Origin of the sequence: Psychromonas marina (assembly GCF_030161115.1) — a bacterium.
Classification (GTDB): Bacteria; Pseudomonadota; Gammaproteobacteria; order Enterobacterales; family Psychromonadaceae; genus Psychromonas; species Psychromonas marina.
This window is the reverse complement of record NZ_BSPQ01000001.1, coordinates 213038-227036: the sequence shown is the minus strand read 5'-3', so window position 1 is coordinate 227036 and position 13999 is coordinate 213038. Positions and strand designations below refer to the sequence as shown.

Here is a 13999-nt window from a genome sequence, read left to right as displayed (position 1 = left end):
TTATTCTCCTTGAACCGTTTGTTGGACATCGGCTAATGTTGTACCGTGCGCCAGTGCGATAGCGTTTAACACTGCGGCCGCTTTTTGACGTGTTTCATTGGCTTCAAGTTGTGGAACTGAGTCAAATACAACACCTGCGCCAGCTTGGGCATGGGCAACATCATCTTTAACAAAGGCACTACGAATAACAATACAAGTATCCATATCGCCTTCACCATTGATATAACCAACAGCACCGCCGTAACTACCACGGCGTTTTTTCTCAACGTCACGTACTAATTGTGATGCACGGATTTTTGGTGCGCCGACTAAGGTGCCCATGTTCATACACGCTTGGTAAGCATGCAGTGCGTCTAAGTCTTCACGAAGTTGGCCAACGACACGTGATACGAGGTGCATTACGTGGCTGTAACGATCTACCTGTAACAGGTCTGCGACATGACGAGAACCGGGTTCACTGATACGTGCAACATCGTTACGAGCTAAATCAACTAGCATCAAATGCTCAGAAGTCTCTTTCTTGTCTAAGCGAAGCTCTAGCTCAAGGCGGCTATCTAAATCTTTATTAATACTGCCATCTTTATTAAAACCACGAGAACGTGTTCCTGCAATTGGGTAAATCTCAACTTCATTAGTTTGTTGGGTATATTTCAACGCACTTTCTGGTGATGCGCCAAACAGAATAAAGTCACTGTCCTTAAGGTAAAACATATACGGGCTAGGATTGGTTTCTTTTAGTTTTGAATAAGCCGCTAATGGGTTAGGGCAATGCAGAGAGAAACTACGTGACGGTACCACTTGGAAAATGTCACCTTTAACAATGTTCTCTTTCAATTGGTTTACGATTGCGCAATATTCACTGTCGCTAACATCAACATCAATTTTTCCCTGTAAAGGAATAAGTTTGTTTGCAAGCGGCGTGAAGTTACGACAAAGGTTTTGAATTTCAGCAAGACGCGTTGAGATACGCACATGGTTCTCATCACTGTATAAACCACCAAAAACTGAACCTACAATTTCACTTTTCTGCGTTTGATGATCATGGATCATCAATGTTTCTGCTACATAAAAAAGGAAATCAGGACAACAGTTTTCACTGTCAGGCACATCACCAATCTGCTCAAAACTTGCGATAAAGTCGTAGGCAAAGATACCACCTAAAAAGAGTGCCTGCGGATGGTCGCTATCTTTTTTAATACGATCTACGAAGAAACGTAATGCATCGACAGGGGATGCTGATTTTAAACGACTCTCTTCATCACCACTATGGTCTGACTCTGGAAATTGAAGGACTAATTTACTCGGTGATTGTTGCTTGATAAATTCGATTGAAAACTTAGGAGTAATGAAGGTAAGTAAATCTTTACCATTATCAGTTAACGCGTCTAGGGTGACGGTCAATCCGTTACAGGTGATTTTTAAGCAGGCATCCACCAGTATTAAACTTTTAAGGTGTGCCTTAGAATCTATTTCCGCAGAGTCAAACAACATATGGTTTGCACTGTTGGCACTCATCTTTTTAAAGAGACCTAATGAGTCTTGAATATATTGGCAATCTGTTTGTAGTGTTTTTAAAACACCAATGGGGTGTTGTGTATTCATCTTTATAATCCTTTTCTTTGTAAGCTTGGCAAATTTTTTAATATTTTTTGTGGCTATCTTTGCCATCGCCAACACTGTTTAAAGATGATTTTAATTTTTGTCATTTTTATTCCAATCTATTTTTTTCAAATCCCAAATACAAAAAAAGCCCGCAATTTGCGAGCTTTAAAATTTGGTTTTGGGAATCTTTTTTCAAGAACTATACAAAAACCTCATTGCTCGCTTAAGAGAATGAGTGCCACCAAGAATCAGTAAGAGTAATTGTATTAAAAATCATATATCATGCATCCCATAAATTATGACTCCCATTTTTTGCGATAAACACATCAATGTCAAGGTGATTTTTAAGCTAGATGACATTTCAGGTAATTAAATTATGTTAATTGATCTCCACTCACATACAACGGCTTCAGATGGTCAATTAACACCCAGTGAGTTAGTTAATCGTGCAGAAAATCGTCAGGTAAATGTATTAGCCATTACCGATCACGATAGTGTTGATGGGTTGCAGGAAGCACATGATCTTATTAAAGAAAAAGATTTTAAGCTCACCCTAATTAATGGCATTGAAGTGACCACTAATTGGCTTAATCATGAGATTCATGTGGTAGGCGTTAATATTGATCCTAATAATGCACATCTATTAGCATTAATTGAGTTACAAAAAGAGAAACGTGAGACGCGCGCGATTGAGATGGGTAACCGTCTAGCAAAAGCAAACATTGAAGGTGTTTATGAAGGCGCAAAAGCATTAGCAGGCAAAGGTGCCATTACACGTGCACATTTTGCTCGTTATTTAGTTGAGACTGGTGTTGCGCCCACTTTCCAAAAAGTATTTGATAAGTATTTAAGCCGTGGCAATACCGGCTATGTACCCCATAATTGGGTAGATTTAGAGCAAGCCATTGAAGCGATACATGAAGCGGGCGGACAAGCTGTTTTAGCACATCCAAATCATTATAAACTGTCCAATAAATGGATGCGTCGTTTGTTCACCGAGTTTAAAGAAGCAGGTGGCGATGCAATGGAAGTCGCAATGGGACAGCAGTCTCCACAGGTACGCCTACAGTTAGCGATGTGGAGTAAAGAGTATGATCTACTTGCTTCGCAGGGCAGTGACTTTCACTTTGTGGGACGCTGGCGTGATTTAGGAAAAGCACTACATCTGCCAGAGATAGCTAAACCTCTGTGGCACGATTGGGCTATTATTGAACAGTTAGCCATTGAGCAACTAAAAAAATCAGAAGAGAAAGAATAGTATGAGTCAATTTTTTTATGTACACCCAGAAACTCCACAAGTTCGCTTGATGAAACAAGCGGTGGAGATCATTAAAGATGGTGGTGTCATTATTTACCCAACAGATTCTGGTTATGCACTAGGCTGTTTAATGGATAATAAACGTGCGCTTGAACGTATTTGCCAAATTCGATCTTTAGATAAAAAGCACAACTTTACGTTAGTGTGTCGCGATTTATCTGAGATTGCTAACTTTGCTCGTGTTGATAATCAAGCCTATCGCGCTTTGAAAAGTAATACACCAGGTGCTTATACGTTTATCTTTAAATCGACCAAAGAGTTACCAAAGCGTTTAATGAACCCAACAAAACGCACTATCGGTATTCGTATTCCAGATAATGCGATTGCATTAGCATTACTTGAAGAGTTAGGTGAGCCGTTAATGACGACAAGCTTAATTTTACCTGGAAATACTAGCGCAGAGTTCGACCCAGAAGAGATTCGAGATCAACTAGAGAACCAAGTTGATCTGATATTAAATGGCGGTTATTTAGGTGAAGCACCAACAACCGTTGTTGATTTCTCTGATGATGAAGTGATCATCTTAAGAGAAGGGGCGGGCGATTTAACCCCGTTCCAATAGTATTAAGCCGATAGCTGTCAGCTAATAGCTGTCAGCTAATAGCTTATTGGCCTAATGAGAATTACCCAAAGGAAATTATTATGAGTGAAAAATTACAAAAAGTATTAGCACGTTCAGGCATGGGATCACGTCGTAAGATGGAAACTGTGATTGCAGAAGGACGCGTTAGTGTCGATGGTAAAGTAGTCGGACTTGGTGAGCGTGTTACGCCAAACCAAATTCTACGTATGGATGGTCATACCGTAAAGTATGTGACTGAAGAGAGCACAGTTTGTCGTGTACTTGCGTACAACAAACCGGAAGGTGAAGTTTGTACACGTAGCGATGAAGCTGGCCGTAATACGGTTTTTGAACGTCTACCTCGTTTAAATGGCAGTCGTTGGATCTCTATCGGTCGTTTAGATATCAATACCTCTGGTCTGTTATTGTTTACGACGGATGGTGAATTCGCTAACCGTATGATGCATCCAAGCCGTGAAGTTGAGCGTGAATACGCAGTACGTATCTTTGGTGAAGTGGATGATGCGATGCTAAACCGTTTACGTATGGGTGTTAAACTTGACGATGGTGAAGCTAAGTTCCTATCGATCAAAGAATCAGGCAAAGAAGCGGGCGGTGAAGGTATCAACCGTTGGTACCATGTTGTATTAACAGAAGGTCGTACGCGTGAAGTACGTCGTTTATGGGAAAGCCAAGGTGTACAAGTAAGCCGCCTAATGCGTGTGCGTTACGGTCAATTGCATCTTGATAAGCAGTTACCGCAAGGTGGTTGGGTTGAGCTTGGTCTGAAAGAGGTGAATCACTTCCGTAAATTAGTAGATATGCCAAAAGAGACAGAAAGCAAAGTACGCGTTGATGAGAAAAAAGAGAAAAATACGCAAGCACGTATTCGTCGCGCCGTGAAAAAGCATAGTGAATATCGTAAAGCGACTACATCAACAGCACGTCGTCGTACAGCAACAACAGCACGTAAACGTACGCGTGACTGATCTAGAAAAGAAAGTTGTCAGTTATTAACTGTCTGCTATCACTAAAGAGCCAATCTTTAGTTCTTCGTTGATGCGAGTAAAAATTAAAAGCCTCATTTTCTAGTGCAGAAAATGAGGCTTTTTTGTGTTAACTGATCGCTGAAAAGTGACCGCTAATTACCTACCACTTTAACACTGTTAATAACGACATTTTGGCGTGGTTTATCAGCACTGCCCGTTTTAACGTTAGCGATGCTATCAACCGTATCCATACCCATGGTTACTTTCCCAAATACTGCATAACCCCATTTATTGCCCTGTGCATCTAAAAATGCATTATCTTTATGATTAATAAAGAATTGACGAGAAGCTGAGTGTGGATTACCCGTTCGTGCCATTGAGATCGTGCCGCGTTTATTGCTTAGGCCATTACGCGATTCATTTTTAATAGCGGGTAATGTTGATACTTTTGCGCCAGTTTCAGCAGAGAAACCACCACCTTGAATCATAAAACCTTTGATGACACGATGAAAGGTTGTGTTTTTATAGCCATCTTTTTCTATATAAGCTAAAAAGTTTGCCACTGTTTCTGGTGCTTCGTTGGGAAAAAGTTCAATGGTAATTTGCCCTTTTGAAGTATCCATTACTACGCTTGGGTTTTCTGCTGAATAAGCGCTATGGCTGAGTAACAGTATAAAAAGAGATAAAATGGTTTTCATGGTATGTTCCTAATATAAGAAAATTAAAGTTGCGCTAGTTTATCGTTAACTTCAGGATCTTGAACTATTTGATCTAGTAATTGTGATAACTGCTTATTTAATTGTTGTGCTAAATCGGTAACGCTAGCACTAAAAGGTGCTTTTTCTTCATAGTGAGAGCGGAAGGTTTTGCTGAAGGTCGTTGTTTCAGATTTAAGCTGAACTTTGATAACTAGATTAATATCAGTCTCGTGATTCATGGTGTTTTGTTCAACTTCTGCAAGTAATTTTAGTAACTGGATATCTATTTGGTAGCCGTTAACACCTTTATTGCTGATTTGATGGCCTTGCTTTAACCAATGTGTCTTTAATGTCTGCTCAATCAATGTACGCGTGCTGGTGGATTCATTAATGAGTGTTGCAACGTCATCACCAGAACTGATTGCGATTAAGTAGCGTTCAGTACGAAGATCTTGGCTAGTTAACGACCATTTTTTGTCACTTTTTATTTTAGTCACACTAATATTTTCATCTAATTTCGGCGTTAATTGTAAACTACTTGGTGTGGTTGAGCAGGCGGATAAAAACAGTATTGATAAAAGTAATGAGGGTAATGTTAAAGAGATGTTTTTCATTATGATCTTCCTAATAAGGGTTGCTAAATGAATAGCATAACAAATTTATAGAATAAGTTTATTAAACGGGTTATTTTTAGACGCAACAAAGATTAACTTTTTCAAAATGGCTTATAAATCCATTGTATTTATGTCTTTTTCTTATCTATTGTTTATGACAGAGTAATACAGCTCGTTTATGGCTGTTATCTATTTTTGTACAAAACATGATCAAACCTAGCTATTCATTTACGGTAAAAGATCTTTTACTAATTAATCTTACTTTGCTGCAGGGCTGATGCTATCTAGGTTAGCCATGGTTATCCACTTTTTCTGTGGATAACTCTGTGGGGTTTTCTGTGAAAAGTACCTGAAAGCCTGATGGTTGCTTACTTCTCTTTACATTGCTTTAAAAATACACATTATAAATTATACTTATTAAACAGTACGTTATATATGTCAACTGCTAGCTGTTAGTTTTTGGTTGATGTTTTTTTGCGTTTATTCTAGATGAACTATGTCAATAAGTTTCTGTGAATTATTTTTATTTTTATTTTAAAATAGGGATTGACAATCATTCTTATTTGTTGGTTTTTATTGTTTGTTTTGTGAACGCATTTAAAGCGTAATTAATTTTTAAAAAAGTGTAAGATCTCCGTATGTTAGTTGTTGCATTAATGTTCAGATTAAAAAATAAAGCGTTATATTGACCCTGTTAATGAGTTGTTAATGTATGAAAATGACCTGTTCATTTAATTATTCACTCTAAAGTTGTAATTGCACTGCATTATAAATTCACTTTTGTTATTTTTGAGGCTGCTATGGAAAAGTTATTTCAATTATCATCTCCCTTTTCTCCTGCCGGAGATCAACCTGAGGCAATTAATCAGCTAGTGGACGGCATTGAATCTGGTCTGGCTTTTCAGACGTTATTAGGTGTGACTGGCTCAGGTAAAACATTCACCTTGGCAAATACCATTGCGACGCTAAACCGTCCTACGCTTATTTTGGCGCCTAATAAAACATTAGCTGCGCAACTATACGGTGAGATGAAAGAATTTTTTCCTAATAATGCCGTTGAATATTTTGTCTCCTATTATGATTATTACCAACCAGAAGCCTATGTACCGAGCTCTGACTCTTTTATAGAGAAAGATGCCGCAGTGAACGCGCATATCGAACAGATGCGTTTGTCGGCGACTAAAGCACTACTAGAGCGTAAAGATGTGGTGTTAGTTGCATCGGTTTCCGCTATTTATGGTTTAGGGGATCCGACTGCTTATCTGAAAATGATGCTGCATTTAACGGTGGGGGAGTTTATTTCTAGCCGCGATATTCTTCAGCGTTTAGTTGATCTGCAATATAACCGCAATGAGACTGAGCTTAGCCGCGGTACGTTTAGAGTACGTGGAGAGGTGATTGATATCTTCCCTGCTGATTCAGAAAGTGATGCACTGCGTATTGAGCTTTTTGATGATGAAGTCGAAAAGATCACTGTGTTTGATCCTCTGACGGGGCAAACCTTAGATAATCTTCCGCGTGTGACTGTTTACCCTAAAACCCACTACGTAACGCCAAGAGAGCAGATCTTAAAAGCCATTGATGGCATAAAAGAGGAACTCAATGAACGTAAAAAAGAGTTTCTAGCACAAAATAAGCTGATTGAAGAGCAGCGTATCTCTCAACGTACGTTATACGATATTGAGATGATGAATGAGCTAGGGTATTGCTCGGGCATTGAAAACTACTCCCGTTATCTTTCTGGACGTGAGCAAGGGGCTGCGCCACCAACCTTGTTTGATTATCTGCCTAAAGATGGCTTATTAATTATCGATGAGAGCCATGTCACCGTGCCGCAAATAGGTGCAATGTATAAAGGTGACCGTAGCCGTAAAGAGAATCTAGTTAATTATGGATTCCGACTGCCTTCTGCATTAGATAATCGTCCGATGATGTTTGAAGAGTTTGAAAAGATCGCGCCGCAAACGATCTATGTATCAGCGACACCAAGCGATTATGAAATCGAAAAGTCACAGGGCGATATTGTGCGTCAGGTGATCCGTCCTACCGGTTTATTAGACCCTGAAATTGAGGTGCGTCCCGTTGGCACCCAGGTTGATGATCTTCTTTCAGAGATCAATCTACGCGTACCACTAAAAGAACGTGTATTAGTTACAACGCTTACTAAACGTATGGCGGAAGATCTTACCGATTATTTAAATGAGCATGGTATTAAAGTGCGCTACCTTCATTCTGATGTTGATACCGTTGAGCGTGTTGAAATAATTCGAGACCTGCGTTTAGGCGTGTTTGATGTGTTAATTGGCATCAATCTACTGCGTGAAGGATTAGACATCCCTGAGGTATCCTTAGTGGCGATATTAGATGCCGATAAAGAGGGCTTCTTACGTTCTGAGCGTTCACTCATTCAAACCATGGGACGCGCTGCGCGTAATTTAAAAGGTCGTGCTATTTTATATGCTGATAGGGTGACGGGTTCAATGCAAAAAGCGATCAAAGTGACCGAAGATCGTCGTGCACTGCAGCATCAATTTAATATTGATAATGGTATTACCCCGCAAGGGTTGAATAAGCAAGTCAGTGATGTGATGCAGTTAGGACAGCGTAATCTCAAAAAAGGTAATGCTAAGCAAGCTAAAGTCGCTGAGTATAAAGCCAACTATGAAGTGCATAGTGAGCAAGATATTTTGAAACAGATAGCGAAACTTGAAAAGCAGATGTTCGCTTTTGCAAAAGAGCTAGAGTTTGAAAAAGCGGCAGGGTTACGTGATGAGGTGGCTAAATTACATGAACAACTATTAAGTATTGGTTGAGTAAATCGAGCCTCATGATAGGGCATGTTCAAGTAATAAGAACATATACGTTTTTGTTTTAACAAATGTGATTTTAGTAACTAATTGAACAGAAGCGCTAGACTACACTCTCTCAAATGAATCGTTATTTGAGAGAGTGTTATGTTTAAGCTTTGTTCCTTTGCTACGTTGATCCTTTTTATCATATTAAGCTGCTTTTCAACAACGGCGATTGCTACTACCAGCACGACTCCCTTAGATTTAACCGACTCTTTTGTTGGTTATTTTTCATTATTAATATTCTTTGTCGCTTATATGCTAGTGATGGCAGAAGAGTATCTGCATCTACGAAAATCTAAACCTGTACTGGTTGCGGCAGGCATTATCTGGGCGGTTATTGCTTGGGTTTATGTACAACATGGTATGTCTGAACTTGCCGAGCAAACCTTTCGCCATAATTTATTAGAGTATGCAGAATTACTACTGTTCCTTTTAGTCGCAATGACTTACATCAATGCGATGGAGGAGCGTCGTCTGTTTGATGCGTTACGCGCTTGGATGGTCAATAAAGGCTTATCACTGAAAGCAATATTTTGGTTAACGGGTTGCTTAGCATTTTTTATATCGCCTATTGCAGATAACTTAACCACTGCGTTATTGATGTGTGCGGTGGTGATGAAAGTGGGTCAAGACAACCATCGGTTTGTCTCGTTATCCTGTATCAATATCGTTGTTTGTGCTAATGCGGGTGGGGCATTTAGTCCCTTTGGTGATATCACTACGTTAATGGTTTGGCAAAGTGGTGACATCAAATTTACGCAATTTTTTGTGTTATTCCTCCCTTCCGTTGTTAATGCGTTAATTCCGGCGTTAATAATGAGTTTCTTTGTGAGCGATGGGCACCCTGAAGCAACGATTGAAGCGGTTGAGATAAAGCGCGGTGCGTTTCGAATTCTAGGGTTATTTTTAGTGACCATTAGTTTGGCGGTGATGTCGCACTCTTTCTTACATATGCCACCCGTGCTGGGCATGATGACCGGATTAGGACTATTACAATTCTTTGGCTATTTTTTACGTCGTACACTGCCTAGCTCTTTGGCGAGAAAAAGAGCGTTAGCTAAACAGAAACATGATGAAGCGCGCTTACTCTCATTAGGTAGTGTCGTTCCTTTTGATGTATTTAATCGTGTTGCAAAATCAGAATGGGACACGCTACTGTTTTTTTATGGGGTGGTATTGTGTGTCGGTGGATTAGGATTTATTGGTTATCTTAATTTAGTCTCGGAAGTGATGTATCTGCAATGGGATACCACCTATGCCAATATTGCAGTGGGCGTATTGTCTGCGATTGTAGATAATATTCCAGTAATGTTTGCGGTATTAAGTATGAATCCAGAAATGTCTGTTGGGCAGTGGTTATTAGTCACATTAACCGCAGGTGTTGGAGGCTCATTATTATCGATCGGTTCTGCAGCTGGCGTTGCATTAATGGGGCAAGCCCGTGGCATCTACACCTTTGGTGCTCATTTGAAATGGATGCCTGTGATTGCGCTTGGTTATATCACCAGCATAATGATGCATTTATGGCTGAATGCGGAACTTTTTACATAGCAGTTAAAACAAGCTTTCAGCTGTCAGCCTTCAGTAAGTTCTTAGCTGACGGTAACAAACAGCAGTTTTTTGAACCAAACTGATAGCTGACAGCTAATAACTGAAAGCTAATAACTGAAAGCTATCTTTTAAACCACTCGCATACCTTCATTTTCTAGCATGCTGATTAAAGATATCAGCGGTAGTCCAATAAGACTATTGGGATCTTTGCCTTCAAAGGCATCAAATAAGCTAATACCATAACCTTCGCTTTTAAAGCTGCCGGCGCAGTTATAAGGTTGCTCTTTGTTGAGGTAGTTGCTGATCATCTGATCGCTGAGTACGCGAAATTTAACCACATAGGGTTCAACAATAGACTGAATGTTACCCGTTTTACTATTAATCACAGCCAAGCCCGTATAAAAAGTGATGCTTTTACCACTTGCTGCTTTTAACTGTTGAAAAGCGTTTTCAAAATTACCTGGCTTACCTAATATTTGACCATTGTTCATGCATACTTGGTCTGAACCAATAACTAACGCATTTTCAAAGTTTGCTGTGACGGCCTGTGCTTTTTCAATGGCGAGTCTTTCCACTAATTGTTGTGCGGTTTCATCGTCTAATGGTGTTTCATCCACGTTGGGTTTTTCTGTTAAAAAAGAAAGGTGTAATTTCTCTAACAACTGCTTTCTAAAGGGAGAAGTAGAGGCTAAAACAAGCTGTGCGGTCATAATAATTTCATCGTTAATGGATAATGAATCTATATTAATAGCTGTAAAAGAATAAAGCTATAATTGCGCTCAAAAGAGTGATTAAATAGCTTAACCTTAGAGGCACTGCGCCTTTACTTATTGGAGTGCGGTAATTATTTTATGCACTTTATTTGCTGTGGACTCTTTAATTTTAAGAGGGGGGGGATTCCGTTGTAAATATTTACAAAGGTTATCCTATTAAGCTTGACCTTGCTGTCATTGTGAATGGCTCAATAAAGTAGTTTGAATACAGACGGCTTTCGAGTGAAAAGATATAAAAAATCACTATTTTTCTTTGACTATCGCCTTGTCAATCTATATCATTCGCGCCCATGCAAAAGGTTAAACTACCGATTAGCGTTGATCCGGTACGCGCTGCTCAATCAGGCACAGAATTAGAAGCTATAATTCAGAAAGCCCTATTGAGAAGATTAGCGGAATCAACAATCAGTATTCAATCTGATATCAGCACGAAGTTTACATTTGAAATTGATCGACAAAAGTTGAGAATATTTCATGGTAAAGCGAGTGTTGCAGTAGAACTCATCTGTCAACGGTGCAATGAGCCTATGATTTATCAGTGTGAAGCTGAATTTACGTATTGTCCTGTTCATAATCAAGAGCAGGAAAATAATTTACCAGACGTGTATGAACCCATTTATTATGATGAAAATGGGGAAGTTAATCTTCACGAAATCGTAGAAGATGAGCTGATATTGACTCTGCCTCAGATATCGAAACACGCAATCGAAGATTGTGAAGAAAGTAAGTTTGAACTTACTTTTGGTGAGATTGAAGAAGAAGAAGAACAACGTCCAAACCCATTTGAAGCTTTAGCTCAACTAAAGCGCAAATAACTAGTAGGAATTTTTAAAATGGCAGTACAAAAAAGTCGTAAAACTCGTTCAAAGCGTGGCATGCGTCGTTCACATGATGCACTAAGTGCTCCAGCTCAACTTACAGTTGACGCAACGTCTGGTGAAACTCATCGTCGTCATCACATGACTGCAGATGGTTTCTATAAAGGCAAAAAAGTAATCGAACTATAGGATTACCTTGCGTAACTATCTTATTGCGCTTGATGCCATGGGGGGCGACTTCGGCCCCCATATTTCGCTACTAGCAGCGAAAAAAACACTTCAAAAATACCCCACACTGTCACTGATTATCGTTGGCACTCGTGAAAAAATAATTCCACTGTTAAAACAATATGATCTTTTAGATCATGATCGTCTTTCATTTGTGCATGCTGAAAATGTCATTTCAATGGAAGATAATCCGATATATGTATTACGCCATGTTTCCAATTCATCGATGCATACCGTGCTTAAAATGGTCGCAGATGGAGATGTTGATGCTTGTGTGAGTGCCGGCAATACCGGGGCATTAATGCTACTTGCTAAGCAAGCCTTAAAAACCATCCCTAGTGTTTCCAGACCTGCACTCGTTTCAGGCTTACCTAATAATTGTGGTGGGCATACCTACCTGCTTGATTTAGGTGCAAACCTGCAATGCGATAGTGATACGTTATTTAACTTTGCGGTGATGGGCAGTGTCTTGTGTGAAAAAGTGGAGCAAGTGCCCAAACCGACCGTTGCGTTACTCAATGTCGGAAAAGAGAATAATAAAGGCAGTGATATTATTAAGCGTTCAGCTACCTTATTGGGTGAAAGTAACTATATCAATTATGTTGGCTTCATAGAGGCTGATGAACTGTTTTCATGTAAAGCGGATGTGGTTGTGACCGATGGCTTTAGTGGCAATGTTGCGCTTAAAAGTTATGAAGGTATGGGGCGAGTTTTTTTACAACAGTTAGACAAAGCGGTAAACTCTAGTTTTTACACTAAGCTATTGGGTAAATTATTAAGCCCTATCTTAAAAAAGCAGTTTAAACATTTACATCCAGATATGTATAATGGCGCCAGTTTAATTGGGCTACGTGGTATTGTCGTTAAGAGCCATGGTAGTGCTAATGAGATTGCATTTTCCTATGCCATCGAACAAGCGATTAAAGAGATCCAATGGCAGATTCCAAATAGCATTTCAAACCGCCTCGAAGCGGTTTTATCAGAGCGAGATTGTTTATCACATGAATAGCAAAATTATAGGTACAGGTAGCTATCTACCCACCGCAATACGTAGTAATGACGACTTAGAAAAGATGGTAGATACTAGTGATGAGTGGATCACCGTACGTACCGGTATTAAAGAACGCCGTATTGCCAGTGCAGATGAAACAATTGCATTTATGGGTAAAGAAGCTGGGCTTAAAGCACTTGAAGCTGCTGGATTAAGTGCGCAGGACTTAGATTTAATTGTCGTTGCTACAACAAGCAATCATAATGCATTTCCTTCTGCAGCCTGCGAAGTGCAAAATTTATTAGGTATTTATAATATTCCTGCATTTGATGTGTCAGCGGCTTGTGCTGGTTTTACGTATGCATTGAGTGTTGCTGATAACTTTATTAAAGCAGGCGGAGCTAAAAATATTTTAGTTATCGGTGCTGACGCGCTTGCTGCAACCTGTGACCCAGAAGATCGCGGTACTATCATCTTATTTGGTGATGGTGCGGGTGCTGTTATTGTTACTGCTAGTGAAGATGAAGGTATTTTGTCGACGCATATCAACGCAGATGGTCGCTTTGGTGATCTATTAAAACTACCTAATGCACAGCGTGGCAATGTAGACAGCGTGAATGATGCTTATCTGACTATGGCAGGCAATGAAGTGTTTAAAGTCGCCGTTAAAAAATTGAGTCAAGTTGTAGTGGAAACATTAGCTGCTAACAATATTGAAAAAGAACAGTTAGATTGGTTAGTACCACATCAAGCAAACAAACGTATTATTGCCGCGACAGCTAAGAAATTAGGCATGTCGATGGACCAAGTAATTTTAACCCTTGAAGGCCATGGAAATACGTCAGCGGCATCAGTACCGCTAGCCTTTGATGAAGGTATCCGTTCTGGTAAAATCAAACCGGGCCACCTTGTATTGTTAGAGGCCTTTGGTGGTGGATTTACTTGGGGTAGTGCGCTAGTTCGCATGTGATATTCTAAAAAACTTAGATCTGAACATCACACT

The 13999-nt window shown here is 39.7% G+C and carries 13 protein-coding genes; 9 read left to right on the top strand and 4 right to left on the bottom strand.

Features of this window, described 5'->3' with window-relative positions; all coding sequences use genetic code 11:
* Nucleotides 1-1602 carry an anthranilate synthase component 1 gene (locus QQK09_RS01105; RefSeq protein ID WP_284202259.1) on the bottom strand — a complete coding sequence of 534 codons (1602 nt, stop codon included), beginning with the start codon at nt 1600-1602 and terminating at the stop codon, nt 1-3.
* Nucleotides 1603-1978: 376 nt separating this feature from the next.
* Here QQK09_RS01105 and rnm point away from each other — a divergent pair, with 376 nt between their 5' ends.
* The 3 genes from rnm to rluB all read left to right on the top strand — a co-directional run bounded on the left by rnm (nt 1979) and on the right by rluB (nt 4471).
* Entirely contained in the window at nt 1979-2860 is an 882-nt protein-coding gene (rnm, locus tag QQK09_RS01100) for an RNase RNM (RefSeq protein ID WP_284202258.1), read from the top strand.
* A gap of 1 nt (nt 2861) precedes the next feature.
* Entirely contained in the window at nt 2862-3482 is a 621-nt protein-coding gene (locus tag QQK09_RS01095; RefSeq protein WP_284202257.1) for an L-threonylcarbamoyladenylate synthase, read from the top strand.
* 80 nt (nt 3483-3562) lie between these two features.
* The gene (gene rluB, locus QQK09_RS01090) at nt 3563-4471 is read left to right on the top strand and encodes a 23S rRNA pseudouridine(2605) synthase RluB (protein WP_284202256.1); all 909 of its coding nucleotides are present in this window, start codon (nt 3563-3565) and stop codon (nt 4469-4471) included.
* A 152-nt stretch (nt 4472-4623) separates the two neighbouring features.
* Here rluB and QQK09_RS01085 read toward each other — a convergent pair whose 3' ends face one another.
* Both QQK09_RS01085 and QQK09_RS01080 read right to left on the bottom strand, forming a co-directional pair.
* On the bottom strand, nt 4624-5169 hold the full coding sequence (locus QQK09_RS01085) for a peptidylprolyl isomerase (protein WP_284202255.1): 546 nt from the start codon (nt 5167-5169) through the stop codon (nt 4624-4626).
* A 23-nt stretch (nt 5170-5192) separates the two neighbouring features.
* Nucleotides 5193-5783: a YajG family lipoprotein gene (locus tag QQK09_RS01080; RefSeq protein WP_284202254.1), complete on the bottom strand. Its 591-nt coding sequence runs from the start codon at nt 5781-5783 to the stop codon at nt 5193-5195.
* Between the two features lie 800 nt (nt 5784-6583).
* Here QQK09_RS01080 and uvrB point away from each other — a divergent pair.
* Nucleotides 6584-8596 carry an excinuclease ABC subunit UvrB gene (gene uvrB / locus QQK09_RS01075; RefSeq protein WP_284202253.1) on the top strand — a complete coding sequence of 671 codons (2013 nt, stop codon included), beginning with the start codon at nt 6584-6586 and terminating at the stop codon, nt 8594-8596.
* Between the two features lie 141 nt (nt 8597-8737).
* Nucleotides 8738-10186 carry a sodium:proton antiporter NhaD gene (gene nhaD / locus QQK09_RS01070; protein WP_284202252.1) on the top strand — a complete coding sequence of 483 codons (1449 nt, stop codon included), beginning with the start codon at nt 8738-8740 and terminating at the stop codon, nt 10184-10186.
* A gap of 128 nt (nt 10187-10314) precedes the next feature.
* Here the strand turns inward: nhaD and QQK09_RS01065 are convergent, their stop codons facing one another.
* Nucleotides 10315-10896, bottom strand: a complete 582-nt coding sequence (locus QQK09_RS01065) for a Maf family protein (protein WP_284202251.1) — start codon at nt 10894-10896, stop codon at nt 10315-10317.
* Nucleotides 10897-11249: 353 nt separating this feature from the next.
* On the opposite strand from QQK09_RS01065, the gene yceD reads away from it, so the two are divergent.
* Genes yceD through QQK09_RS01045 form a run of 4 tightly spaced genes read left to right on the top strand, consistent with a single transcriptional unit; the run spans nt 11250 to nt 13966 of the window.
* Nucleotides 11250-11774 (top strand): 23S rRNA accumulation protein YceD, encoded by a 525-nt coding sequence (yceD, locus tag QQK09_RS01060; RefSeq protein WP_284202250.1) that lies wholly within the window; start codon nt 11250-11252, stop codon nt 11772-11774.
* 18 nt (nt 11775-11792) lie between these two features.
* Nucleotides 11793-11966 (top strand): 50S ribosomal protein L32, encoded by a 174-nt coding sequence (gene rpmF, locus QQK09_RS01055; RefSeq protein ID WP_015464635.1) that lies wholly within the window; start codon nt 11793-11795, stop codon nt 11964-11966.
* 7 nt (nt 11967-11973) lie between these two features.
* Nucleotides 11974-13014 (top strand): phosphate acyltransferase PlsX, encoded by a 1041-nt coding sequence (gene plsX, locus QQK09_RS01050; protein ID WP_284202249.1) that lies wholly within the window; start codon nt 11974-11976, stop codon nt 13012-13014.
* Nucleotides 13007-13966 (top strand): beta-ketoacyl-ACP synthase III, encoded by a 960-nt coding sequence (locus tag QQK09_RS01045; protein ID WP_284202248.1) that lies wholly within the window; start codon nt 13007-13009, stop codon nt 13964-13966. Before plsX ends, QQK09_RS01045 begins: the two co-directional genes overlap by 8 nt.
* Nucleotides 13967-13999 lie beyond the last annotated feature (33 nt).

Bases quoted from the DNA above. Each gene is read 5' to 3' on its own strand.
- QQK09_RS01105 (WP_284202259.1), bottom strand. From the start codon at position 1,602: ATGAATACACAACACCCCATTGGTGTTTTAAAAACACTACAAACAGAT.
- rnm (WP_284202258.1), top strand. From the start codon at position 1,979: ATGTTAATTGATCTCCACTCACATACAACGGCTTCAGATGGTCAATTA.
- QQK09_RS01095 (WP_284202257.1), top strand. From the start codon at position 2,862: ATGAGTCAATTTTTTTATGTACACCCAGAAACTCCACAAGTTCGCTTG.
- rluB (WP_284202256.1), top strand. From the start codon at position 3,563: ATGAGTGAAAAATTACAAAAAGTATTAGCACGTTCAGGCATGGGATCA.
- QQK09_RS01085 (WP_284202255.1), bottom strand. From the start codon at position 5,169: ATGAAAACCATTTTATCTCTTTTTATACTGTTACTCAGCCATAGCGCT.
- QQK09_RS01080 (WP_284202254.1), bottom strand. From the start codon at position 5,783: ATGAAAAACATCTCTTTAACATTACCCTCATTACTTTTATCAATACTG.
- uvrB (WP_284202253.1), top strand. From the start codon at position 6,584: ATGGAAAAGTTATTTCAATTATCATCTCCCTTTTCTCCTGCCGGAGAT.
- nhaD (WP_284202252.1), top strand. From the start codon at position 8,738: ATGTTTAAGCTTTGTTCCTTTGCTACGTTGATCCTTTTTATCATATTA.
- QQK09_RS01065 (WP_284202251.1), bottom strand. From the start codon at position 10,896: ATGACCGCACAGCTTGTTTTAGCCTCTACTTCTCCCTTTAGAAAGCAG.
- yceD (WP_284202250.1), top strand. From the start codon at position 11,250: ATGCAAAAGGTTAAACTACCGATTAGCGTTGATCCGGTACGCGCTGCT.
- rpmF (WP_015464635.1), top strand. From the start codon at position 11,793: ATGGCAGTACAAAAAAGTCGTAAAACTCGTTCAAAGCGTGGCATGCGT.
- QQK09_RS01045 (WP_284202248.1), top strand. From the start codon at position 13,007: ATGAATAGCAAAATTATAGGTACAGGTAGCTATCTACCCACCGCAATA.